This is a genomic window from Streptomyces sp. NBC_00249 (assembly GCF_026342355.1).
Lineage (GTDB): Bacteria > Actinomycetota > Actinomycetes > Streptomycetales > Streptomycetaceae > Streptomyces.
Window position 1 is genome coordinate 86,665 of record NZ_JAPEMV010000012.1, and the last position, 22,663, is coordinate 109,327.

A 22,663-nucleotide genomic window follows, 5' to 3' on the forward strand; every position below is an offset into this window, starting at 1 on the left:
AGTGTGGGGAGGGCCGCATGAGCCGCGTGGACCGGCAGGTGCCGTTCGGCCGTACCGGGCTGAGGGTGGGGCGGCTGGCCGTCGGCACCGTGAACTTCGGCGGGCGCACCGACGAGCGCGAGGCGCGCCGCATCCTCGACGGGGCGCTGGCGTCGGGGATGAACCTGGTCGACACCGCCGACATGTACGGGTGGCGGGTGCACCGGGGGTACACCGAGGAGCTGATCGGGCGGTGGCTGGCCGGCTCGCCGCGCCGTCGTGACGAGGTCGTCGTCGCGACGAAGGTCGGTGAGCCGATGGGTGACGGCCCGGACGACCGGGGGCTGTCCGCCCGCCACATCGTCCGGGGCTGCGAGGCGTCGCTGCGCCGGCTCGGCACCGACCGGATCGACCTCTACCAGATGCACCGCTACGACCCGGACGTGCCCTGGGACGTGGTGTGGCAGGCCATGGACCAGCTGATCACCCAGGGCAAGGTGCGCCACGTCGGGTCGTCGAACTTCGCGGGGTGGAACATCGCCGACGCCCAGCACGCGGCCCGTCGGCGCGCCATGGCCGGGCTGGTCTCCGAGCAGTGCGCGTACAACCTGCTGACCCGCCACCCCGAGCTGGAGATCCTGCCCGCCGCCCGGGCGCACGGCCTCGCCGTCCTGGTGTGGGCGCCGCTGTACGGGGGGCTGCTGAGCGGGGCGCTGCGCAAGGCGCGGGAGGGGACGGCGGCGAAGTCGGCGCAGGGGCGGGCGGTGGCGGCGCTGCCCGCGCACCGGGCCGCGGTCGAACGGTACGAGGCGCTGTGCGCAGGGCTGGGCCGGGAGCCGGCGGAGGTCGGGCTGGCCTGGCTGCTGGCGCGGCCGGACGCGCCGGTCCCGGTGATCGGGCCGCGCACCGTGGGGCAGTTGGAGAGCGCCCTGCGCGCCCTGGACGCGCGGCTGTCGCCGGAGGAGCTCCGGGCGCTGGAGGAGATCTTCCCGCCGGTGGGTCACGGCGGCCCGGCGCCGCGCGCGTGGATCGACTGAGGCGGTAGGCGGGTAGGCGGCAGGCGGTGGTTTCCGGCCGCCGGTGCCCGAGGTGCGCACGAGCGGAGATGCCCTGTGGCCCGCCGTGACCGGACGATGCGGCGGTCTTCACCCTTCCGCCCCCGGTCGGGTCGTGTTCCGGCCATGGGGAACTCCCAGCGACACTGGAACGGACGGATCGATCGCCATGAACGTCTCGCGCACCACGCCCGCCCGGCTGCCTTCCCTGGCCGGTTTCGGGTTCGTCGCCCTCTGCATGGTCCTCATCTCCCACGTCGGGATTTCGCTGATCCTCCGGGTCGACCCGACGGCACAGACGTTGTGGTCCTACGACTTCAAGCTCGGCGTCATGGGCTTCACCTTCTTCTTCGTCCTCACCGGCTTCGCCCTCACCTGGGTCCACGACGCCGGTGTCGACGCGCGCCGGTTCTGGGGCAGACGCGTGGCGCGGGTCTTCCCCGGTCACGTGATCACGCTGGTCGGCGCGCTGCTGCTGGCCGCGGGGGCCGGCGCCGCGCTGTCGGTCTGGCGGACGGTCCCCACCCTGCTGCTGGTGCAGAACTGGATCCCGGACCCGGAGGTGTCCCTCACCGGGAACCCCAACGGTCCGACCTGGGCGCTGTCCTGCGCGCTGCTGTTCTACGCGGTGTTCCCGTGGCTGAACCGGCTGGTCCGGCGGATCCGTCCCGAGCGGCTCGGGGCGTACGCGTTCGCGGTGGTCCTCGTGCTGGTGGCGGTTCCGCTGGTGGCCAAGCTGCTCCCGGCCGAGCCGCTGCTGGCCGGCACTCCCGACCCGTGGTGGCAGACCTGGTTCACCGGGTACCTGCCCGTGGCCCGGATGCCGGAGTTCCTGCTCGGCATGTTCGCGGCGCGGATGGTGGCGACCGGCCGGTGGCGGGGTCCCGGTGTCGGGGTCTCGGTGCTGCTCTGCCTCGCCGGTCTCGCGGTCAGCGCTCAGGTGGCCGGGGAGAACTCGGGGTTCGCGGTGACCGCGGTGCCGCTCACCCTGCTGGTCGCGGCGGCGGCCCGGCGTGAGGCCGAGGGCGGGCGGACCGTCTTCGGGGCGCGGCCCCTGGTCGCGCTCGGCGGGATCTCCTTCGGCGCCTACCTGGTGCACTGGGTGGTCATCTCGTACGGCCCGATCCACACCGCCGTACCCGCCAACTGGACGGCGCCGCTGTCGCTCGGGGGCGCGCTCGGCAAGTCCGCCGTGACGGTCGTCGCCGTGCTCGCCCTGGGCTGGCTGCTGACCGTCCTCGTCGAGCGGCCGGCGGTGCGGCTGCTCAGCGGCCGGCGCGAGGGCGCCGCGCGCGACGGGGAACGGGCCGCGGAGAGGGTCGGGTAGCCGCCGCTCGTAGGACGCAGTCGAACGGCCCGGCAGCGGAGGTTCTCTCCGCTGCCGGGCCGTTCGGCTGTGCCGGGGCCCGGCCGGTCAGGCCGCCTTGCGCTTGTCGAAGATGTCGTCGATGCCCGTGAGGCCCGACAGCATCCGCGCGAAGTCCATCTCCCGGGGGCGCAGCTTCTCCGGGTCGAGCTGTGCCTGCGCCTTGTCCCAGTAGTCCTCCTTGTGCTTCGTGCGGTCGTAGAAGAACCGTACGAAGTCGAGCACGGAGTCCAGGAAGGTCCGGTAGCTCTTCTCGTACCAGTCGAGGATCTCCGTCTCCGACGACGGGTCGGTGAGCGCCTCGTCGACGGCCTCGGCCAGCGCCCGGGCGCCGCGCAGCGCCAGGGTGACGCCGGTGGACAGCAGCGGGTCGATGAACGCGGCGGCGTCGCCGACGAGGGCCCAGCCGGGGCCGTGGAACTTCTCGCAGGTGTAGGACCAGTCCTTGATGTTGCGGAAGCCGGTGACGCGCCGCGCGCCGGCCATGAGGGTGCTGATCTCCTCGGTCTTCAGCAGCTCGTCGGCGTACAGCTCCTCCAGGGTCTTCCCGGAGGCCTTGTACTCGTCGATCGGGGTGACGTAGCCGACGCTGACCGTGCCGTCGTGCAGCGGGATGAACCAGAACCAGCCCGACGGCCGGTTCTCCGCGACGATGTCGCCGGCCTTGGTGCCGCCGTAGAGGTTGCAGCCCTGCCAGTACGACCAGGTGGCGATGTTGCGCAGGTCCTCGTGGTAGCGGACCAGGTCGAACTCCCGGCCCAGCAGGTGGGTCTGGCCCGAGGCGTCGACGAGCATCCTGCTGCGCGCGGTACGGACCTCCTTGCTGCCCTTCTGCGTGTAGGTCACGCCGACGACCCGGCCGCCTTCGAAGACCGGGCCCTTGACGGCGGTCTCCTCCAGCACGGTCACGCCGAGTTCGCGGGCGCGGGTGAGCAGCAGCGCGTCGAAGTCGGCGCGGCGCACCTGGTAGGCGTGGTCGTACAGGGCGGATTCCGTGAAGCGGAAGCCCCAGGTGCCCTGGTTCTTGCCCCACAGCAGGGTGCCGCCGTACTTCTTGGTGAAGCCCAGCGCCTCCAGGCGCTCCAGGAGTCCGAGCTCCTCCAGGGTGGGCATCAGCCCGGTGATGAGCGATTCGCCGATGTGGTAGCGCGGGAACTTCTCCCGTTCGAGCACGAGGACGCGGTGGCCCTTCCTGGCCAGCAGGCCCGCGGTCGCCGCACCGCCGGGGCCTCCGCCTATCACCACGACGTCGAACTCGTCGTCTGCGATCACTGGACTCTCCATTCCTGTTCCTGGGGTTCCTGGGGTTCCTGGGGTTCCTGGGGGCTCGTCCGACGTCGGGTCACAGCGCGGACAGCGGGGACCCCGGGTCCGAGACGCCGCCGCGGAGGATGCGGGCGAACCGCTCGACCATCCTGGTCAGGGTGGTCTCGTCGTACTCCAAGGTGTTGAACCTGGCGGTGCCGGCGATCTCGCCGGACGGCAGGACGTCCAGTCCCCACAGGACGCCGTTGGGGATGTCGGAGGTGACCGGGTAGGAGGCGTGGCGCTTGCGGATCGCGGTGTACTCCACGTCGCCGATCAGCTCGGCGTCCGTCGCGCCCGGGTACTGCAGCACCTGGAAGGCCCAGACGGCCGTGCCCGGCCGCTCGTACGTCCTGGTGAGGGTGGGTGCCTGCGCGGCGATCTGCGCGAACGGCAGTTCGTGGGTGTACGCGGCGAGGCAGGCCTCGCGGGTGCGGCGGACCAGCTCCATGAAGTTGCGGCAGTCGCCGAGCGCGGTGCGCAGCGGGAGCATGTTGAAGAACGGGCCGACGGTCTCGTTGTACTCGGGTTCGGTGCGGCCCGAGGTGATGATCGCCGAGACCAGGTCGTCGACGCCGGTCTCCTGGTGGAGCAGGACGTGGAAGGCCGCCGTCATCACCATGAACGGGGAGCTGCGCATGGCCGTGGCGAACGCCGTCGTCGCCGAGGTGACCTCGCGGTCGAGGACGAACCGGTGCACGGCGTAGCGGGCGGGGTCGCCGGGCCGCAGGAGGTGGTCGGTGGGCAGGTCGGTGAGCTCGGCGTCGCGCACCGCGTCCCGCCAGTAGTCGCGGGACTCCTGGGCCTTCGGGGAGGCGAGCGCTTCCCGCTGCCATGCGGTGAACTCGCGGTACTGCCTGGCCGGCGCGGGGGCCGGGACCGGGAAGCCCCGGCGGGCGGCGTAGGAGTTCGCGATGTCGCGGATGACCACTTGCAGGGACACGCCGTCGCTCGCCACGTGGTGGGTGACGAGGACGCACACGGTGGCCTTCTTGTCGATCCTGCCGAGCACGACCCGCAGGTGCGGGAGCTGGGCCACGCTCATGGTGGTGGCCTCGATCTCGTTGACGAAGTCGTCCACCCGCTCGTCGTCCGAGCGGAACTCGTCGGGCGGGAGGTCGACGACGACCAGTTCGGGCGGGCTCGGCGGGTACACCTTCTGGTAGGGCTCGCCGTCGTCGCGGACGATCTGGGTGCGCAGCATCTCGTGGCGTTCCACCACGTCGTCGACGGCGCCCTGGAAGGCCGTCAGGTCCAGTGCGCCGGACAGCCGCCAGGCGAGGATGACGAGGTGCCGGGGGCCGAAGGAGCCGTCCTGGTCTCCCTTGTCGAACATGCGGAGCATGTCGAGGTTGGTGGAAAGGGGTGCGCGGTCGCCGGGTAGGTCCATGTACTCGTTTCCGTTCGCGCTCGTCGGATGCCGGGGTCAGGCGGCCTGGGACTCGTCGCGGGCGGCGCTGCGCTCGCGCTCCGCGGCCTCGTAGAGGGCGGTGATGTTGCCGCTGCCGAAGCTCCGGGCGCCCATCCGCTCGATGAGTTCGAGGAAGATCGTGTTGCTGGGGTGCACGGACTTGGCGAAGATCTGGTAGAGCTGGCCGCCGTGGTCCTCGTCGACGAGGATCTGCTGGCCGTGCAGTTCGTCCACCGTGTAGCGGGTCGGTACCAGGCGGTCCGGCAGGGTGCGGTAGTAGGTGTCGGGCGTGCCCATGAAGGCCACGCCGCGGCGCCGGAGGTCCTCGACGGTGGTGACGATCCCGTCGGTGGCGAAGGCGAGGTGCTGGACGCCCGCGCAGCCGTGGTCGTCGAGGAACTCGTCGATGTGGCCGCGTTCCTGGGTGGTGTCGGGTTCGATCAGGGTCAGGGTCACGTCGCCGGAGCGGCTTTCGACGACCTTGGTCGTCATCGCCTGTCTCCCGATCTGGAGCTTCTCGGTGAAGGTGAGCCGGAAGTCGAGGACGTCGCGGTAGAAGGCGACGGTGTCGTCGATGTCGCCGGGCCGTACGCACACCGCGAAGTGGTCGACGGACAGCAGCCTGTTCTCCAGGGTGGCGACGTCCCGGGGGACGGGGCGCAGGCCGGGTACGACCGGGCCGCCCGCCCCGTCCGGACGCTGGACGAAGGTGTGGACGACGTCGCCGAACCCGCCGATCGAGGCGGTCACCAGCTCGCCGTGCCGGGCCGGCGCCGCCACGGACCGGGCGCCGCGGGCGACGGCGGTGGCGTGGGCGGCGGCGGCGTCGGGCACCCGCAGCGCGATGTCGGCCACCCCGTCGCCGTGGCGGGCGACGTACCGGGCGGCGGCGTGGTTGTCGCTGACGGCTTCGGTGAGCACGATGCTGATGTCGTTCGCTCCCACTTCGACCGACCGCGCACCGGCCTCGGCGCCGGAGCCCGCCCCGGGCCGGGACACCGCGCGCACCGCGAGGCCGTAGCCGCCGATCAGCCAGGCCAGGGTGGTCTCGATGTTCCGGACGTGGAAGCGGATGTGGTCCAGGCTCAGGTCGTCGAAGGTGTACGGATCGGACGTGGGCATGAGTTCTCCGGTTTCAGTGGTTGGTCCGCGTCAGGCGCGGGCGCCGAGGTGCGGCCATGCCTCGTTGACGTAGGCGAGGCAGGCGGCACGCCGGGTGGGCCCGTGGGCGAGGTGCCAGCCGCCCGGCGCGGGGATGCCCGCGGGCCACAGCGAGTGCTCTCCGGCCGCGTTGACGAGGACCGTGAAGTTGCCGTCCTGGTCGTCGAAGGGGTTGGTGGCCTGGTCGGCCATGGTCTGGCTCATCTGTGTCCCTCTCGTTCCAAAGGGGTCGGCGGTGCTACGCGGCCCGCTCGACGGCCACCACTTCGGCGAGGCCGGCCACCGTCGGTGTGTTGAACAGGGTGCGGATCTCCACCTCGACGCCCAGTTCGGCGCGGATGCGGTTGAGCAGGCGCATGGCGAGCAGGGAGTGGCCGCCCAGGTCGAAGAAGTCGTCCTCGACGCCGACCTCGGGCAGGCCGAGCACCTGTCCGAAGATCCGGCAGATGACCTCCTCCGTCGGGTTGGCGGGGGCCCGGTAGGCGCTCTCGCCGCGGAACTCCGGTACCGGGAGGGCGGCGCGGTCGACCTTGCCGTTGGCGGTCAGGGGCAGCCGGTCGATCACGGTGAACACGGCGGGCACCATGTAGCCGGGCAGGGCTTCGCGGACGTGTTCGCGCAGCGCCGTGAGGTCCGGCTGGTCCTGGCCGGCTTCGGGCACCACGTACGCGGCCAGGCGGGTGTCGGCGCCGGCCTCGTGGGCGACGACGGCGACGTGCGCGAGGCCGGGGAAGGCGGCGAGGGTGGACTCGATCTCGGCCAGCTCGACCCGGAAGCCGAGGATCTTGACCAGGTCGGTGGCGCGTCCGGCGAATTCGAGCTCGCCGTCGGCGGACAGCCGGGCGAGGTCGCCGGTGCGGTACATCCGTTCGCCGTCGGCGCCGAAGGGGTTGGCGACGAAGGCCTCGGCGGTGAGGTCGGGCCGGTCGAAGTAGCCCTTGGCGAGGCCGCGGCCGGCGACGTAGAGCTCGCCGACGGCGCCGGGCGGCAGCGGGTCGAGCCGTTCGTCGAGGACGTGCAGCTCGACCCCGTCGAAGACCCGGCCGGAGCTGACGGTGATCCCGGGACGGTAGGGGGCGGTCAGTGCGGCGTGCGTGCTGAAGACCGTGGCCTCCGTGGTGCCGTACAGGGACCGCACGACGAGGTCCGGGCAGGCCCGCAGGACCCGGTCGACGGCGCCGGGGGCGATGACGTCGCCGCCGGTGAGCACCTCGCGGACCGTGGCGAAGGTGTCGGGCGCCTCGTCGGCGACGACCCGGAACAGCCCGGCGGTGAGGTGCAGGGCGGTGATGCCGTGCGCGGTGATGTGCGCGCGCAGCCGGCCGATGTCGAAGGGGCCTTCGGGGAACACGACCACGGTGCCGCCGCGCAGCAGCGGGACCAGGATCTCGTAGAGGGACACGTCGAAGGCGGTCGGCGCGATCAGCGAGACCCGTTCGTGGTGGCCGGTGTCCCAGCAGGGGTCGAGGGCGAAGTCGGCGGTGCCGCCGTGGCGGACCGCGACGCCCTTGGGGTGTCCGGTCGAGCCCGAGGTGTACATGAGGTAGGCGAGGTCGTCCTCGCCGACCGCCACCTGGGGCGGTGTGGCGGGGGCCTGGTCGGTCACCGGGCAGCGTGCCGGGCCGGCCGTCGGGTCGGCCGCCGGGCCGGCCGTGACCAGGACCGTACGGGCCACGTCGGGCAGGCCGCGCCGGGTGGTCGCCTCGTCGGTGAGCAGGACCTCGGCGCCGGACTGTTCGACGATCCAGCGCTGCCGGTCCGCCGGGTAGCCCGAGTGCAGCGGCAGGTACGCCCCGCCCGCCTTCAGCGTGGCGAGGAGGGCGACGACGGCCTCCGCCGAGCGTTCCAGGAGCACGGCGACGGGGGCGCCCGGCTTGACGCCGAGGGTCACCAGGTGGTGGGCCAGCCGGTCGGCCCGTTCGTCCAGTGCGCGATAAGTGAGCGTCGTCTCGTCGGACCGCACCGCCACGGCGTCCGGAGTGCGGGCGGCCTGTGCGGCGAAAAGCTCGTGTACCAACCGGGACACAGTCAATCTCCAATCCGCCCTGACTTCCTGTCGCGATTCAGTGTGGGGAGCGCCGTCGTCGTGGACATCTCCCTGTTTGCGGTGGTCGGGCAAGTTCCGTACGGGACAAGGAGGTTGGCGGCGGGGGCTGTTTATGGTGGACGGCATGACGCTCACGACGGACGCCGTCGCGGACCTGCGGGCCGCACTGCCGGGGCCGGGCAGCGTGCTCACCGACCCGGAGGTGCTCCGCGCGGGCAGCCGCGACGAGGCCGACCTCTGCCCGGCGGGCCTGCCCCTGGTCGTCGTACGCCCTCGGGACACCGCCGAGGTGGCCGCCGCGGTGCGGGTCGCCGCCGCGCACGGGCTGCCGGTGGTGCCGCAGGGTGCGCGGACGGGGCTCACGGGCGGGGCGAACGCCGTCGACGGCGCCGTCGTCGTCTCGCTCACCCGGCTCAAGGGGATCAGCATCGACGCCGGGGCGTCCCTGGCGGTCGTGGGGGCGGGGGTCGTCAACGCCGACCTCAGCCGGGCGGCGGCCCGGGCGGGGCTGGACTACCCGCCGGACCCCGGCTCGTGGGAGTCCTCGACGATCGGCGGGAACGTCTCGACCAACGCGGGCGGCATGTGCTGTGTGAAGTACGGGGTCACCGGCCGGTACGTGGCCGGGCTGACCGTGGTCCTCGCCGACGGCTCCGTCCTGCGGTGCGGGCGGCAGGGGCTGAACCGGACCGCCGGATACGACCTGACGGGGCTGTTCACCGGGTCCGAGGGCACGCTCGGCGTCATCACGGAGGTGGTCGTGCGGCTGCGGCCGCCGCGGCGGCCGGACCGTACGCTCGTCGCGCTGTTCCCCACGGTGGCGGCGGCCTGCCGGGCGATCAGCGCGATCACCGCCGCCGGGGTCACCCCGAGCCTGCTGGAGCTGCTGGACCGCACGCACCTGCGGGCCATCGAGGAGTACCGGCCGTCCGGGCTGGACACGGGGGCCGGCGCGCTGCTGCTCGCCGCCTCCGACGCCGGGCCCGCCGCGCGGGGCGAACTGGAGGCCATGGCCGCGCACTGCGAGCGGGCGGGGGCGGGCGAGCTGCACCTGGCGACCGACCAGGTGGAGGCCGACGCGCTGCTCGCCGCCCGCAGGCTCGCGCATCCGGCGATGGAACACCTCGCGGCGCGGCGGTTCCCCGGGGGCGGGGGCGGTCTCGTCGTCGACGACGTGGCCGTGCCGCGCGAGCGCATCGTCGAGCTGGTCGAGGGGGTCGAGGGGATCGCGCTCCGCCACGACGTGCTGGTCGGGGTGGTCGGCCACGCCGGGACCGGCAACCTCCACCCGGTGATCGTCGTCGACCGGTCCGATCCGGCCGTGCTGGCGCGGGGGCGGGCGGTGTTCGACGAGATCATGCGGCTCGGCCTGGCCCTCGGCGGCACCTGCACCGGGGAGCACGGCGTCGGCCTGCTCAAGCGGGACTGGCTCGCGCACGAGCTCGGTCCGGTCGGCGTACGCGTCCACCAGGCCGTCAAGCAGGCCCTGGACCCGGCCGGCATCCTCAACCCCGGCAAGGTGGTCCGGTCTGCGCACGGCAGGAGTTGATCCCCTCCCGCCCCGCCGTCAGGCTCTAGTGCTGTGGCCGGAAAGGTTTGCCGGGTCGCGGTGTCCGGTGCGGTACCTCGCAAGGCGGAGGGCCGCCGCTCGTACTGGACGTACTCGGGTGGCCCGACAACGCGGCGAGGTGCCGTGCCGGGCGCCGCGACACGGTGAACCTTTCCGGTCACAGCACTAGGGCCTGTCGTCAAACTCGTGTCGTCGCCCGGAGGGCGGGGCAGACCGGAGTTTGACGACAGGCCCTAGGAGAGGTGTCCCGACCGCGTGAGGGAAGAGGCGCGATGGAGATGGGGATCGCAGTGGTCGCCGGTACCCCCTTCGACGCCGGGATCGGCGCGCGCCTGCTGCGCGGCGCCGGGTACCCGGCGACCGCGTACCCCATGGCCGGGTCCCCCGACGAGCAGGACGCCCTGCAGTACGAGCGGCCCGACGCGCTGCGGGCCGCGTACCTCGCCCTGGTGCGCGACCTCGGGGCGCGCGGCCACCGGGTGGCGATGCTGTTCTGCAACTCGCTCTCGGCGGTGGTCGACCACGAGGCGGCCGCCCGGGTCCCGGCGGTCCGCGTGATCTCCCCGGCCACCGTGTACCGCGAGGTCGCGGCCGCCCACCGGCGCGCGCTGGTCGTCACCGGCAACGGGTCGGCGGTGGTGGGCTACGAACGGGTCACCCGGTCGGCGGCCCACAGCGCGCTCGGTGTCAGCGACCCGGCGCTCGTGCGGGCCGTCGAGGCGGGTGATCCGGCCGCGGCGTTCCACGCGTCGAACCTGCCCGAGACGCTGCGGCTGGCCGGGCGCGCCCGGTTCGACGCCGTGGTGCTCGCGTGCACCCATTTCACCGCGGTGCTGCCGCAGGTGCTCGCGGCGTGCCCGCTGCCCGTGGTCGACGTCGGCAGCCGGCTCGTCGAGCTGACCGCGGCGGCCGCGGACGCGGCGGCGCGGGGCGGAGCACCGGGCGGGACGCCGGGCGGGAGGGCCGCGTAGTGGTCGAGCTGGCCCGTGAGTCGCTGCACATCTCGGTGTGGGACCCGGTGGCGACGTCGATGAACTTCCTCAACGAGATCGCCGGCCGCTTCCCGGACGCGATCTCCCTCGCGGCCGGGCGCCCCTGGGACGGTTTCCACGGTCCGGCCGACCTCCCCCGGTACCTGCGCGTCTTCGAGGAGCACCTCGCGGCGTCCGGGACGTCGCCGGAGGGGATCCGGTCGCAGCTGATGCAGTACGGCAGGACCAACGGGGTGCTCGGCGAGCTCATCGCGCGGACGCTGGCGAACGACGAGGGCATCACCGCGGACCCGGAGGCGATCGCGGTCACCACGGGCTGCCAGGAGGCGATGGTCATCGCGCTGCGCGGCCTGTGCGCGCGTCCCGGCGACGTCGTGCTCGCCGTGGAGCCCTGCTACGTCGGGCTCAGCGGCGCGGCACGGCTGCTCGGGATCGAGGTCGTACCGGTGCCGGAGGGGCCCGGCGGGCTCGATCCGGCGGCCGTCGCGGAGGCCGCGCGCGCCGTACGGGCCGGGGGCCGCGTCCCGAAGGCGCTGTACGTCGTACCGAACTTCTCCAACCCGTCCGGTGTCTCGCTGCCGACGGCGGCCAGGCGGGCGCTGCTGGACGTCGCGGAGGCCGAGGACCTGATCGTGCTGGAGGACGACCCGTACGGCCTGTTCGGCCTCGACGACCGGCCCCGTACCTCGCTCAAGGCCCTCGACCGGGGCACGCGGGTGGTCTACCTCGGCTCGTTCGCGAAGTCCTGTTTCCCCGGCGCGCGGGTCGGATACCTGGTGGCCGACCAGCCGGTCGTCGCCCGCGACGGGCGGCGCACGCTGCTCGCCCAGGAGCTGTCGGCGGTCAAGAGCATGCTCACGGTCAACACCTCGCCGGTGGCGCAGGCGGTGATCGGCGGCCTGCTGGTCGAGTCGGGTTGTAGCCTGCGGGCCGCCGCCCGGGAGAAGACCGCCTTCTACCGGCGCGGGCTGCGCGCGCTGCTGGCCGCGCTGGAGGAGCACTTCCCGGACGCGGCCGGGCGGGGCATCCGCTGGACGGCGCCGAGCGGCGGGTTCTTCGTGGTGCTGGAGGTGCCCGTGCCGGCCGACGAGAAGCTGCTGGAGCTGTCCGCCGAGCGGTACGGGGTGCTGTGGACGCCCATGCGGTTCTTCTACGCCGACGGCGGGACGCACGCGCTGCGGCTGTCGTGCAGCGCCCTGGAGCCCGGGCGGATCGCCGAGGGCGTCGCACGGCTCGCCCGGCTGCTGGCCGAGGTCGTCTGAGCGGCACCGGGCCCGACTGCGCAACTCCGGAGACGACCAACTCCCGTCAGGACAACGAGACTTGGGACCAGGATTGGCAGGGCAGCGAAGGGACGTTCCATGAGCGAATCGGACTGGACACCGGCCGAGGTGGCCGAGCTGTACGACAGCTCGTGCCGGATGGCGACGATGTTCAACGACGGGTACGAGCACCTGGGCTACTGGTACGACGACAAGGACGACGCCAGCGTCGAGGAGGCCGGCAAGCGCCTGACCCGCAAGGTCGTCGACATCCTCGGGCTGCGCCGCGGCGAGCACCTGCTCGACGCGGGCTGCGGGGTCGGCGCGCCGGCGACCCAGATCGCCCGTGAGGTCGGCGCCCGCGTCACCGGCATCACGATCAGTCCGGCCGAGTGCGAGGCGGCGGAGAAGCGGGCGGCGAAGGCCGGGCTGTTCCACCGGGTGCGGTTCCAGGTCCGCGACTACCACGAACTGCCGTACGACGAGGGCCACTTCGACGCCGTGATGGCGATGGAGGCACTGTCGCACTCGGTGGACCTGGCGAAGGCCCTGTCGGAGTTCTACCGCGTGCTCAAGCCGGGCGGGCGCCTCGCGATCACCGAGACCACCATGGTGCACCCCGACGCCCAGCTGCCGCCGTTCTTCCGCAGCCGCCGCCCGATGACCGCCGACGGCTGGCTGGAGGTCGTGCGCGGCCTCGGTTTCGTCGTCGAGGAGTGGACGCAGTGCGGCCACCGCGTCTACGGCATGGGCAACCGCTACGTCGCGCGCACCGAGGCGCTGCGCGAGGAGCTGGTGGCGGAGTTCGGCGCGGAGTTCGTCGACGCGGTCAAGCAGGGCCAGAAGGACATGTTCGCGCCCGGTCCTGAGCACATGGGCTACGTGATCCTCTGTGCCCGCAAGCCGGCGAGCTGAGGCGGCCATGGCTGACGGCCCGGCGCAGGACGCCGTGTGGGCGCAGGTCGAGGCGGCCCGGCTGCGGCTGGCCGACCTGCTGGACGGCCTGTCCGACCAGGAGTGGCAGGCCCCGTCGCTGTGCGACGGCTGGCGGGTCCGTGACGTGGCGGCGCACCTGACGCTGCCGCCGACGCTCACGGCCGGCGGGTGGATGAAGGAGCTGGTGCGCTCCGGCGGTTCGTTCCACCGGATGATCAGGGAGTCGGCGGTGCGGACGGCCCGCGAGCCGGTGGGCGAGCTCACCGCGCGGTTGCGCAAGCACGCCGGGTCGCGGCTCGTCCCGCCCGCGCCGGGCGCCGGCGCGGACACGACGGTGATGGACGTGCTGACCCACAGCCAGGACATCGCCCTCGCACTGGGCCGGGAGATCGAGATCGTGCCGGACGCCGCCCGCGCGGGTCTGGAGAGCCTGTGGCGGCTGCGGTTCCCGTTCAACCCCCGCAAGGAGCTGCGCGGCATCCGGTTCGTGGCGAGCGACTCGTCCTGGGACGTCGGTGAGGGGCCGGTGGTGACGGGCCGCAGCGCGGCGTTCCTGCTGGTGCTCACCCACCGGGAGGCCGGGCTGGAGCAGGTGTCGGGCGCGGGTGTGCCGCTGCTGCGGGCCCGTCTCGGCTGACCGGCTCCGGAGGAACAGCCGCTCGACATCGCGCGTCCGCGCCCCGGTCCGCCGGGGCGCGGACGCGTTTTCCCTTCGCGTTTCCCTTCGTGTTCCCTCCGCGCCCGCGTCAACGGACCGGATGCGATCACTCCCCGCGCAGGTGTTCGACGTCCCGGGACCGATGAGTTTCGCCGGGGCCGGTCGTCTACCTCTTCAGGCGCACGGCCATAGGGGCGCGTGCCCGACGCACGGGAGAACGACATGTTGCTGAAGGACAAGGTCGCGATCGTCTACGGGGCCGGCGGTTCGATCGGCTCCGCCGTGGCCCGCGCCTTCGCCGCCGAGGGCGCGACGGTGCACCTGGCCGGCCGGACCCGGGAGCCGCTCCAGCGCGTCGCCAAGGAGATCGCGAACAGCGGGGGGAGCGCCGCGGAGGCGGTGCTCGACGTCTTCGACGAGCAGGCGGTGACCGAGCACGCGGCGGCCGTGGTCCGGGAGGCCGGCCGGCTGGACGTGTCGATGAACCTGATCCGGGTGCCCGGCCTGCAGGGCGTTCCGCTGATCGACATGAGCGTCGAGGACGTGACCTCGCTGCCGCACGCCCAGCTGCGGGCGAACTTCATCACGGCACGGGCCGCGGCCCGGCACATGGTCGAGCGGGGCAGCGGGGTGATCCTGGCGCTGAACAGCGGCTCGGCGGTCGGGAGCCCGATGATGGGCGGCACCGGCCCGGGCGACGCGGCGCTGGACGTGCTGATCCGCAACCTGGCCGCCGAGATCGGCCCGGCCGGCGTGCGGGTCGCCGGGATCTGGACCGCGGGCCTGCCGGAGACGATCACCCGGGAGAAGCTGGCCGAGCACGGCGCCGTCGTCGACGACGCGGGCCTGGCGGGCATCCTCGCCAACCTCGACCAGATGCGGATGACGAAGAGGTCGCCGCTGCTGTCCGAAGTGGCCGGTACGGCGGCGTTCCTGGCGTCCGACCTGGCCGGCGCGATCACCGGGACGTTCGTCAACGTCAGCAGCGGCATGTACAGCGTCAGCTGACGGTACGGCGGGAGCCCGGTACGGCGGGGGCCGTACCGGACCCGGCCCTCAGGCCGCGGTCATCTCGACCGAGGCGTGGTCGCCGATCACGAGGCGGTGGCCGGGATCGCCCTGCTCACCCGGGCCGACGGTGGCGAACCGGCCGACGACGGAGCCTCGCAGGCCCCGGGGCGTGCAGATGTGGGCGCCCTGGAGCACGACCGAATCGGCCAGGTGGGTGCCGCGCACCACGCAGTCGCGTCCGATGGAGGTTCCCGGTCCGACCCGGCTGTCCTCGATCAGGGTGCCCGCGCCGATGATCGCCGGCCCTTCGATCAGGGAACGGACCACCCGGGCGCCCGCCTCGATGACGACCTGGCCGCGCAGTTCGCTGGCCGGGTCGACCTCGCCCCTGACGTCGGTGCGCAGCTCCCCCAGCAGCCGGCGGTTGCACTGCAGGACGTCGTCGGCCCGGCCGACGTCCTTCCAGAAGCCGCTGTACCGGCGGGCGACGACCTGTTCCCCCCGGTCGATCAGCCACTGGACGGCGTCGGTGATCTCCAGTTCGCCGCGGGCGCTGGGCGAGATGGCGTCGGTGGCGGCGTGGACGGCCGCGGTGAAGTAGTACAGGCCGACGACGGCGAGGTCGGTGCGCGGGTGCGGGGGCTTCTCCACCAGGCGCAGCACCGCGCCGTCCGGGTCGAGCTCGGCCACTCCGTACGCCCGCGGGTCCGCGACCTTCTGCACCAGGAGGCCGGCGGCGGGGCGGCGGGCGCGGAACTCTCCGACTGCGGCGGCGACCGCGCCGGTGGCGTCGGCGAGGATGTTGTCGCCCAGGTACATCAGGAAGTCGTCGTCGCCGAGGAAGGGGCGGGCCGTCCGCACCGCGTGGGCCAGTCCCCTCGGCTGGTCCTGCCGCAGGTAGGTGAGCCGCACCCCGAAGCGGGAGCCGTCTCCCATGGCCGTCTCGATCACCTCCGCCCAGTCGCCGGTGAGGAGGCAGACCTCCGTCGCGCCCAGCTCCCGCAGGTGGGCGACCACGTGCTCCAGGACCGGTTTGTTCGCGAGCGGGATGAGTTGTTTCGGGGTGGAGTACGTGAAGGGACGGAGGCGGACTCCGGATCCGCCCGTCAGCACCAGTGCCTTCATCAGCGATCGTCTCCTGATGCGTAGAGGGACGGTTCCGGGCCGGTTCCCATCCCACCCCGCGGGGCCCCTGCGGCTCATCTCCTGGAGTGCCGTGCGGGCCGCCCGTTCAGGTCGCCCGTCTCAGAAGGGGTAGCGGACGCCCGTCAGCCGCTCCGACTCCTCCCAGAGCCGCTGCCGGACGCGCGGATCGCGGGCGGAGCGGCCGGGGCGGGCGGGGCCGACCGGTCCCCTTGTCTCCGTCGGGCCGAGCGGGCCGTAGAACTCCCCGCCGCGGGCCGTGGGATCGGTGGCGGCGCGCAGCCCGGCGAGCATGCCGAGTTCCGCCGGCTGGAGGAACAGCGGGGCGAGCGGGCGGCCGAGGGTGCGCAGGGCGGCGGGGAAGTCACGGCCGAGGCCGGTGGCGGCGAGGCCGGGGTGGGCGGCGAGCGAGACGGTGTCCGCGCCGGACCCGGCCAGCCTGTGCTGGAGTTCCAGGGCGAACAGCAGGTTGGCGAGCTTGGACCGGCTGTACGCCCGGTAGCGCCCGTAGCGGCGGTCGCCGTCGAGGTCGTCGAAGTCGATCCGGCCCAGCTTGTGGAGGTAGCTGCTGATCGTCACGACCCGGGCGCCGGGGCGGGCCCGCAGGGCGTCCAGGAGGAGGCCGGTGAGCGCGAAGTGGCCGAGGTGGTTGGTGGCGAACTGCAGCTCGAAGCCGTCGACGGTGCGGACCTCCGGGGTCCACATCACGCCCGCGTTGTTGATCAGCAGGTCGATGCCGGGGCAGAGGTCGCCGAGCTCCTTGGCCGCGTCCCGTACGGAGGCCTGGTCCGCGAGGTCGAGCGGGACGACGGTGAGTTCGGCGGCGGGGACGGCGGCCCGCAGCCGGGCGGCGGCCGCGGCCGCCTTGTCCACGTCGCGTACGGCGAGCACCACATGGGCGCCGCGCCGCGCGAGGGCCCGCGCCGTCTCGAAGCCGATGCCGGAGCTCGCCCCGGTGATCACGGCCGTCCGTCCGCTCTGGTCCGGGACCTGTTCCTCGGTCCACTGCTGCCGCGCGCCCATCGTGGAGCTCCTTGTCGTCGGTGGGACCTGAGGAGTGCGAGGGGGGCGGCCGGCCGGCGGCCGGGCCACCAGGGGTCAGGGCCAGTCGACGTTCTCGCCGGAGGCGGCCACGGCGGACGGGCGGGCGGCGTTGAGGACGGTTCTCATGGCGGGCTCCTCGAGGGAATGGGCGGTTCTGACCGTGCCGGACGTCTTTCGTGTGAGGAAGCTAGCGAAGCCCGCCCGAACTGGCAATTAATTGCCAGACTTTGGCAACTAGCCGGGGCCCACCCGGCGGAACCCCCTGGTCAGAGCGGGCCCGCACAGCACCGCGCCCCGCCGGAGGACGTTCCGGCGGGGCGCGGTGGGCGGAGCTGCGGGGCGGTCAGGCGGCCCTGGAGGCGCGGGCGGAGTCGCTCCGGGGGCGCAGGGAGTGGACCAGGCGGACCTGGTCGCCGAGGTTGCGCTGCGACATGGCGGACAGGGAGACGGTGACGCCGAATCTCTCCCCGATCCTGCGCACCAGCCGTGTCATCAGCAGGGAGTCGCCGCCCCGGGCGAAGAAGTCGGAGTGCTCGGTCAGGCCGGAGGCGCCGAGCAGCTCGCTCCAGCTCTTGATCATGAACTCCCGTACGTCACCGTCCGGTTCGGTGACGACTGCGCATCGGTCAGGGGTCATGGAGGCCACTCCTGTAGGCATCGTCACCATCGGACGGGTGGGAATCGGGCGGGCGCTCCCAGCCCTCGTATTGCCAAAGAGCGTACGACAATCACGCCAATCTGACAACGACTTGGCAACGTTGAAGGCAAGAGGCCTGGCCCCGAACCCCCTCACCAGGAGTTCGTCCGCACAGGGCATCGGGGGCGAAATGATTGCTGCCTGCACATTTGTTGGATACCATCTGGCACAAGAGAAGCCAATTATGTGACACGGCAGCGGCAAACCGGCCCGGACCGAACCTTCGCAGGCCATTCACCGTGGGGGGCACACAGGTGCTGGAGCAGCCATCCTTTGGTCGTCGGCTGAAGCGACTGAGGACCGAGCGGGGCCTTTCGCAGGCCGCCCTGGCCGGCGACGGCATGTCGACCGGCTACCTGTCGCGCCTGGAGTCGGGTGCCAGGCAGCCCACCGAGCGCGCCGTGGCACATCTTGCCCAGCAGCTCGGGGTGCCCGTGGCGGAGTTCGAGCAGTCCCGGGCCGTCTCGCTCGCGCAGAGCCTGTCGCTGGCCACCTCCCTCGAATCGGACGAGACGAGCGAGAAGCTGGCCGAAGCGCTGGAGTCCTCGCACGGCCAGGACCCCATGCTGCGCTGGCAGGCCCTGTGGCTGCTCGCGCAGTGGAAGCGCCGCCACGGCGAACAGGCCGCCGAGCGCGCCTACCTGGACGAACTCGTCGCGGTCAGCGAGGAGATCGGGCTCGCGGAGCTGCGCGCCCGGGCGCTGACCCAGCTCGCCCGCTCCCTGCGGGTGTCCGGTGAGATCATCCCGGCGGTCGAGGCCGCGACGACGGCCTACCGGCTGGCGCGGGACCACAGCGGCTCCTCCCAGGACGTCGCCGCGGCCCTGCTGGTGCTGGTGTCGGTGGAGGCGGAGGCCGGCCGGCTGCCCGACGCCCGGCGGCACGCGGACGAGCTGACCCGGCTGGTCGAGGGACGGTCCGACGCCCTGTGGGCCGAGGCCGTCTGGACGGCGGGCGCGCTGCGGGTGCGCCAGGGCGAGTTCAGCGCAGCGCAGGAGCTCTTCGAACAGGCCCTGGAGGGCTTCGACAGCCGCGAGAACCTCACGCTGTGGCTGCGGCTGCGGGTCGCCATGGCCGAGCTGCACCTGCAGAAGTTCCCGCCGGAGCCCGATGCCGCGCAGCGGTGCATCGAGGCCGCCGAGGCGGGCCTGCCCTTCGCCCGCACTCCGGCGCTGGAGCAGGCCCTGACGGCTCTGCGGGCGCATCTCGCCTTCCACGAGGGCCGGTTCGAGGACGCCCGCGCCCTGCTGAACCGGCTCGACGGCGCCGACGTACGGCTGTCCTACCGCACCCGGATCCGGCTCGACGTGCTGGACAACCAGCTGCTCCTGCTCACCGGCGAGGAGGAGGAAGGCCTGGCCGGGCTGCAGCGGCTCGCCGCGCAGGCCCAGGAGACCTCCAACATCGATCTCGCCGCGGAGATCTGGCGGCTCGCCGCGGAGTCCCTCATGAAGGCACGGCGCCAGGCGCCCACCGACTCCCGTTCCTGAGTCCGCCCTCCCCGGAGCCGTCCCCCGCCCCAAGGCCGGCTCCGGGGGCTCGGCGCGCCCAAATGTTGCCAAGCGTCGGCCCGTTGTGGCAACATTTTGCCAGAACCCTGGACGTTCCCTCGCTCCGCACCTGCGGCCTCCACCGAGAAGAATGCCGAGGCGCTGCCATGACTCACGAACCCTCCCAGCGCGCCCTGTTGGAAGCCGCGGCCGAGGGCCTGCGCCGGCTCGCCGGCGACGCGCGCTGCCGCACCGCCTTCACCGTGCCCGGTTCCACGCTGCGGGAGGTCCTCTCCCCCGCCGCCCGGCGGTACGTCATCGCCCCCGACCGGGCGGGGTTCCTCGAGGAGGCCCGGGCGCTGCGCGCCAAGGGGTACCGGGTGAGCGCCGCGTTCGTCCCGCCCGACCAGGACGGGTCCGACCCGGCGGGGGTCGAGCGGATCGTCGTCGAGTACCTGGAACTGCTCGCGCACGGGGCGGCGCCCGACCGGCTCGGATTCGACCTCTGCGACGTGGGCCTGGCCCTCTCCCCCGAGCTGGCGGCGGAGAACACCGGCCGCATCGCGGCGGCCGCCGCGGCCCGGGGCAGCGAGGTCGTCCTCAGCATGGAGCGCTCCCGCACCGTCGACGCCGTCCTCGGCGTGTACGGGGCGCTGGCGGACCGGTACGGGAACCTGGGCATCACCCTCCAGGCCCACCTGCACCGCACCGAGGACGACGCCGCCGCCATGGCCCGGCCGGGCAGGCGGATCCGGCTGGTCAAGGGCGCCTTCCCGGAACCGGCGCGGACCGCGCTGGGCCGCGGACCGGCCCTGGACGACCGCTTCCTGGCCCTGGCCGGGCGCCTGGTGGACGAGGGCGTCAGGCTGAGCCTGGCCACGCAGGACCCGGTGGTGCTCGCCGCGGCCGACCGCGGCGGGCTGCTGGACCGGATCGAGGACGTCGAGATGCTGTACGGGGTCCAGCCCCGGCTGCTCCGCCACTACCGCGAGGCCGGGCGGCCGTGCCGGATCTACGCCACCTACGGCACGAACTGGTGGCTGCACCTGCTGCGGCGGCTCACCGAGCACCCCCCGATGGTGCTCAGCGCACTCGCCGACATCGGCGCGGGCCGCGATGTCGCCGCCGCGACCGAGTACGCGTAGGCCGTCCTGGCGGCGCGGGCCGGCGGTTCACGCGGGGCGCGCCGCCCGCCCTGTTTCCTCGCGGAGCGCCACTGCGCCCGCGTAGCCGTCGGGGACCGCGAGGTCCTCGATGTGCCATCCGGGCGGGCCGGCCGCTGCCGCGCCCGAGCCGAGGTAGTCGAGGGACGGGCTGCGGGCCAGGCCCGTGCCCAGTCCCTTGAGGTACGCCTCCTTGCGGACCCAGGCCCGGGCGAAGGCCGCGGGACGGTCCGCCGCGGCGCAGGCGTCGAGTTCGTCCTCCTCGCGGGGGTGGAGGACCCCCTCGTGTTCGTCCGCGGCGGCGACGGTGCCCACCGTCTGCACGTCGATGCCGACCGGCGTCGACGCGAAGGCGATCAGCGCGAGGTCCCCGCTGTGCGACAGGGAGAAGTGCAGCGGCACGCCGGTGCCGGCCGGCGCGGGCCGGCCGTGCGGTTCGCCGCAGCACGGGCAGGGTTCGCGCCGGAACCGCACCCGGTCCGCCGCGACGCCGAGGCGGGCGCCGAGCAGCACCCGCAGCGCGACGTGCGCGGTGAGGTAGCAGCGGCGGTCCGCGGGGCGCAGCAGTGTGTCCGCCCGGTCGCGCTCGGCGGCGTCCAGCACCCGGCGCCCGAGGTCCTCGACGAGGTCCGGCTGCCGGGTCGCGTCCGCCAGCCACACGTCCACGGGCCGTGTTCTCCCCCGCGCGGGAGCGGCGGGGCCCAGCCGCAGGATCCTCGGCGTACGCGGCTGTCGCGCCGTGCTGTTCACCATGGTCACTCCTCACGCGGAGCACGCGGGCGGGAGCGCCTCGTCCGGGCCGAGGCGCGCGGAGACGTCCGTCCATCCAAAGGGCAAAGCGTCCGCGGGGACACAGGGACGTGGCCAAGTGTCCGGGCCGTCGACCTGCGCACGGCAGGAGACGCACCCGTCGCGGGGCCCGCTCCAGAATGTCCCTGCTGGTGGCACGACGTGGGGGGTGGGACGTTGTCGGTGTCCGGGACCGGGGTCGCCCACGTCGTCGTCGACGGGCGGACCCTGACCGTCGAGGCGGTACGCCGCATCGCCGAGGAGCGCGCCCCGGTGGGCGTTCTCGGGAGCGGGGACACCCCGCGTCCCCTCGCTGCGCGCGGCGCCCCGGCCGGGGAGCCGGCGGGCGGGGCCGCCCATCTGATCCGCAGTCACAGCGTCGGCCTCGGCCCGCACTTCGCCGAGGACGAGGCCCGGGCCGTCCTCGCCGCCCGGCTGAACTCACTGGCCGGGGAGTGCGCCGGGGTGCGGCCCGAGGTGACGGAGCGCCTGGTGGCGTACCTGAACCGGGGCATCACACCGGCCGTCCCCGAGATCGGCTCGCTGGGCGCCGCCGGGGACACGCTGCCGCTCGCCCATGTCGCGGCCACCCTCATCGGCGAGGGCCACGTCCTGGGGGACGGGCGCCGCGAGGAAACGGCGCAGGTGCTGCGCCGGCTCGGGACGCAGCCGTTGCGGCTGTCCCTCACCGAGGGGCGGGCGCTGGTCGGGGGCGCCTCGGCGACGACGGGAGTCGCGTCCCTGGTCGTGGCGCGCGCCCTCGGGCAGGTCCGCCAGGCCGAGATCGCGGCCGCGCTGATGACCGAGGCCACGGGCGCGGCGGCGGGCCCCTCCCCCGCCCGGGGCGACGGCTTCGCCCGCCCGCACCGGGGGCGCGGCGACACGGCGGCCGGCCTGCGGGCACTGCTGGAGGGCGGCCGCGCGGCGGGCGTACTCCCCGCGGGCGTACCCGAGGTGCTCGGCGGCGTACGGCACGCCCTGTACGGGGCGGTGGACGTCCTGGAGGCGGAACTCAACCCGGCCCGCGGGGCGGACGGCCACGGCCGGCCGGTGGCGCCCGCCCTGCACCGGGTGACGGGCGCGCTCCGCCGGCTCGGCGAGCTGGCGGGGCGCCGGCTCGACGGGCTGCTGCACCCGCGCGGCGGCGGGGAGGGGCTCCCGAGCCCGGCCGGCCCCGGCCACCACGGGTTCGCCGCGGTGGGCTGCGCGGTGGCCGCGCTGCTGGCGGAGAACCGCCGCTCCGGCCGGGACGTGGCGGGCCCGGGCCTGCTCGCGGCGCGCGGCGCCCGGCAGGTGCTGGAGAACAACCACAGGATCCTCGCGGTGGAGTTCCTCGCCGCCGCCCAGGCCGTCGACCTCCGGCGGTGCTTCGACGAGCTCGGCCCCGCCGCGCAGGCCGCGTACGACGCGGTGCGGGCGCTGGTGCCGACGCTCGGCGTGGACCGCGCGATGTCGGGGGACATCGAGCTGGTCGCCGCGGCCCTGTCCCGGGGGGAACTGCTGCGGGCGGTCGGCCGGTACGGGGGTGTCGTCCTGCGCTGACCCGCGGCCGGGCCGGCCACCGCGCACCGCTCTGCACTCCGT

20 protein-coding genes are annotated in these 22,663 nt (G+C 73.7%); 11 read left to right on the forward strand and 9 right to left on the reverse strand.

What is annotated here, in order from left to right:
- Positions 1-17: 17 nt before the first annotated feature.
- Positions 18-1,016 (forward strand): aldo/keto reductase, encoded by a 999-nt coding sequence (locus tag OOK31_RS37535; protein WP_267091931.1) that lies wholly within the window; start codon positions 18-20, stop codon positions 1,014-1,016.
- A 187-nt stretch (positions 1,017-1,203) separates the two neighbouring features.
- Positions 1,204-2,361 (forward strand): acyltransferase, encoded by a 1,158-nt coding sequence (locus tag OOK31_RS37540; RefSeq protein WP_267091932.1) that lies wholly within the window; start codon positions 1,204-1,206, stop codon positions 2,359-2,361.
- Between the two features lie 87 nt (positions 2,362-2,448).
- On the opposite strand, the gene OOK31_RS37545 is transcribed toward OOK31_RS37540, so the two are convergent.
- The 5 genes from OOK31_RS37545 to OOK31_RS37565 all read right to left on the reverse strand — a co-directional run bounded on the left by OOK31_RS37545 (position 2,449) and on the right by OOK31_RS37565 (position 8,294).
- Positions 2,449-3,672, reverse strand: a complete 1,224-nt coding sequence (locus tag OOK31_RS37545) for an NAD(P)/FAD-dependent oxidoreductase (protein ID WP_267091933.1) — start codon at positions 3,670-3,672, stop codon at positions 2,449-2,451.
- A 70-nt stretch (positions 3,673-3,742) separates the two neighbouring features.
- On the reverse strand, positions 3,743-5,095 hold the full coding sequence (locus OOK31_RS37550; protein ID WP_267091934.1) for a condensation domain-containing protein: 1,353 nt from the start codon (positions 5,093-5,095) through the stop codon (positions 3,743-3,745).
- A 36-nt stretch (positions 5,096-5,131) separates the two neighbouring features.
- Complete coding sequence (gene hppD / locus OOK31_RS37555) at positions 5,132-6,238, reverse strand: 4-hydroxyphenylpyruvate dioxygenase (RefSeq protein WP_267091935.1); 1,107 nt, start codon at positions 6,236-6,238, stop codon at positions 5,132-5,134.
- Positions 6,239-6,268: 30 nt separating this feature from the next.
- Positions 6,269-6,481, reverse strand: coding sequence for an MbtH family protein (locus tag OOK31_RS37560; protein WP_267091936.1), 213 nt, complete (start codon positions 6,479-6,481; stop codon positions 6,269-6,271).
- Positions 6,482-6,515: 34 nt separating this feature from the next.
- Complete coding sequence (locus OOK31_RS37565; RefSeq protein ID WP_267091937.1) at positions 6,516-8,294, reverse strand: non-ribosomal peptide synthetase; 1,779 nt, start codon at positions 8,292-8,294, stop codon at positions 6,516-6,518.
- 154 nt (positions 8,295-8,448) lie between these two features.
- Between OOK31_RS37565 and OOK31_RS37570 the strand changes: the two genes are divergently transcribed.
- From OOK31_RS37570 to OOK31_RS37595, 6 genes are all read left to right on the forward strand, one after another.
- Entirely contained in the window at positions 8,449-9,873 is a 1,425-nt protein-coding gene (locus OOK31_RS37570) for an FAD-binding oxidoreductase (protein ID WP_267091938.1), read from the forward strand.
- 299 nt (positions 9,874-10,172) lie between these two features.
- On the forward strand, positions 10,173-10,865 hold the full coding sequence (locus tag OOK31_RS37575) for an aspartate/glutamate racemase family protein (RefSeq protein WP_267091939.1): 693 nt from the start codon (positions 10,173-10,175) through the stop codon (positions 10,863-10,865).
- A complete protein-coding gene (locus OOK31_RS37580; RefSeq protein ID WP_267091940.1) occupies positions 10,865-12,148 on the forward strand; it encodes a PLP-dependent aminotransferase family protein in 1,284 nt (427 codons plus the stop codon). Before OOK31_RS37575 ends, OOK31_RS37580 begins: the two co-directional genes overlap by 1 nt.
- Positions 12,149-12,247: 99 nt before the next feature.
- Positions 12,248-13,063: a methyltransferase domain-containing protein gene (locus tag OOK31_RS37585; RefSeq protein WP_267091941.1), complete on the forward strand. Its 816-nt coding sequence runs from the start codon at positions 12,248-12,250 to the stop codon at positions 13,061-13,063.
- Between the two features lie 7 nt (positions 13,064-13,070).
- Entirely contained in the window at positions 13,071-13,721 is a 651-nt protein-coding gene (locus tag OOK31_RS37590; RefSeq protein WP_267091942.1) for a maleylpyruvate isomerase family mycothiol-dependent enzyme, read from the forward strand.
- A 243-nt stretch (positions 13,722-13,964) separates the two neighbouring features.
- Positions 13,965-14,750 carry an SDR family NAD(P)-dependent oxidoreductase gene (locus OOK31_RS37595; RefSeq protein ID WP_267091943.1) on the forward strand — a complete coding sequence of 262 codons (786 nt, stop codon included), beginning with the start codon at positions 13,965-13,967 and terminating at the stop codon, positions 14,748-14,750.
- A 48-nt stretch (positions 14,751-14,798) separates the two neighbouring features.
- On the opposite strand, the gene OOK31_RS37600 is transcribed toward OOK31_RS37595, so the two are convergent.
- From OOK31_RS37600 to OOK31_RS37610, 3 genes are all read right to left on the reverse strand, one after another.
- Entirely contained in the window at positions 14,799-15,878 is a 1,080-nt protein-coding gene (locus OOK31_RS37600) for a glucose-1-phosphate thymidylyltransferase (RefSeq protein ID WP_267091944.1), read from the reverse strand.
- A gap of 120 nt (positions 15,879-15,998) precedes the next feature.
- Entirely contained in the window at positions 15,999-16,919 is a 921-nt protein-coding gene (locus OOK31_RS37605) for an oxidoreductase (RefSeq protein WP_267091945.1), read from the reverse strand.
- A 364-nt stretch (positions 16,920-17,283) separates the two neighbouring features.
- On the reverse strand, positions 17,284-17,577 hold the full coding sequence (locus tag OOK31_RS37610) for an acyl carrier protein (protein WP_267091946.1): 294 nt from the start codon (positions 17,575-17,577) through the stop codon (positions 17,284-17,286).
- A gap of 299 nt (positions 17,578-17,876) precedes the next feature.
- On the opposite strand from OOK31_RS37610, the gene OOK31_RS37615 reads away from it, so the two are divergent.
- On the forward strand, positions 17,877-19,127 hold the full coding sequence (locus OOK31_RS37615) for a helix-turn-helix domain-containing protein (protein ID WP_267091947.1): 1,251 nt from the start codon (positions 17,877-17,879) through the stop codon (positions 19,125-19,127).
- A gap of 167 nt (positions 19,128-19,294) precedes the next feature.
- A complete protein-coding gene (locus OOK31_RS37620; RefSeq protein WP_267091948.1) occupies positions 19,295-20,272 on the forward strand; it encodes a proline dehydrogenase family protein in 978 nt (325 codons plus the stop codon).
- A gap of 27 nt (positions 20,273-20,299) precedes the next feature.
- Here the strand turns inward: OOK31_RS37620 and OOK31_RS37625 are convergent, their stop codons facing one another.
- A complete protein-coding gene (locus tag OOK31_RS37625; RefSeq protein ID WP_267091949.1) occupies positions 20,300-21,043 on the reverse strand; it encodes a 4'-phosphopantetheinyl transferase superfamily protein in 744 nt (247 codons plus the stop codon).
- Between the two features lie 219 nt (positions 21,044-21,262).
- Between OOK31_RS37625 and OOK31_RS37630 the strand changes: the two genes are divergently transcribed.
- Positions 21,263-22,621, forward strand: a complete 1,359-nt coding sequence (locus OOK31_RS37630) for an aromatic amino acid ammonia-lyase (protein WP_267091950.1) — start codon at positions 21,263-21,265, stop codon at positions 22,619-22,621.
- Positions 22,622-22,663 lie beyond the last annotated feature (42 nt).

Coding starts and splice junctions, on each gene's coding strand:
- hppD (WP_267091935.1), bottom strand. CDS start 6,238: ATGCCCACGTCCGATCCGTACACCTTCGACGACCTGAGCCTGGACCAC.
- OOK31_RS37585 (WP_267091941.1), top strand. CDS start 12,248: ATGAGCGAATCGGACTGGACACCGGCCGAGGTGGCCGAGCTGTACGAC.
- OOK31_RS37620 (WP_267091948.1), top strand. CDS start 19,295: ATGACTCACGAACCCTCCCAGCGCGCCCTGTTGGAAGCCGCGGCCGAG.
- OOK31_RS37560 (WP_267091936.1), bottom strand. CDS start 6,481: ATGAGCCAGACCATGGCCGACCAGGCCACCAACCCCTTCGACGACCAG.
- OOK31_RS37600 (WP_267091944.1), bottom strand. CDS start 15,878: ATGAAGGCACTGGTGCTGACGGGCGGATCCGGAGTCCGCCTCCGTCCC.
- OOK31_RS37575 (WP_267091939.1), top strand. CDS start 10,173: ATGGGGATCGCAGTGGTCGCCGGTACCCCCTTCGACGCCGGGATCGGC.
- OOK31_RS37625 (WP_267091949.1), bottom strand. CDS start 21,043: ATGGTGAACAGCACGGCGCGACAGCCGCGTACGCCGAGGATCCTGCGG.
- OOK31_RS37595 (WP_267091943.1), top strand. CDS start 13,965: ATGTTGCTGAAGGACAAGGTCGCGATCGTCTACGGGGCCGGCGGTTCG.
- OOK31_RS37540 (WP_267091932.1), top strand. CDS start 1,204: ATGAACGTCTCGCGCACCACGCCCGCCCGGCTGCCTTCCCTGGCCGGT.
- OOK31_RS37590 (WP_267091942.1), top strand. CDS start 13,071: ATGGCTGACGGCCCGGCGCAGGACGCCGTGTGGGCGCAGGTCGAGGCG.
- OOK31_RS37610 (WP_267091946.1), bottom strand. CDS start 17,577: ATGACCCCTGACCGATGCGCAGTCGTCACCGAACCGGACGGTGACGTA.
- OOK31_RS37550 (WP_267091934.1), bottom strand. CDS start 5,095: ATGGACCTACCCGGCGACCGCGCACCCCTTTCCACCAACCTCGACATG.
- OOK31_RS37535 (WP_267091931.1), top strand. CDS start 18: ATGAGCCGCGTGGACCGGCAGGTGCCGTTCGGCCGTACCGGGCTGAGG.
- OOK31_RS37570 (WP_267091938.1), top strand. CDS start 8,449: ATGACGCTCACGACGGACGCCGTCGCGGACCTGCGGGCCGCACTGCCG.
- OOK31_RS37605 (WP_267091945.1), bottom strand. CDS start 16,919: ATGGGCGCGCGGCAGCAGTGGACCGAGGAACAGGTCCCGGACCAGAGC.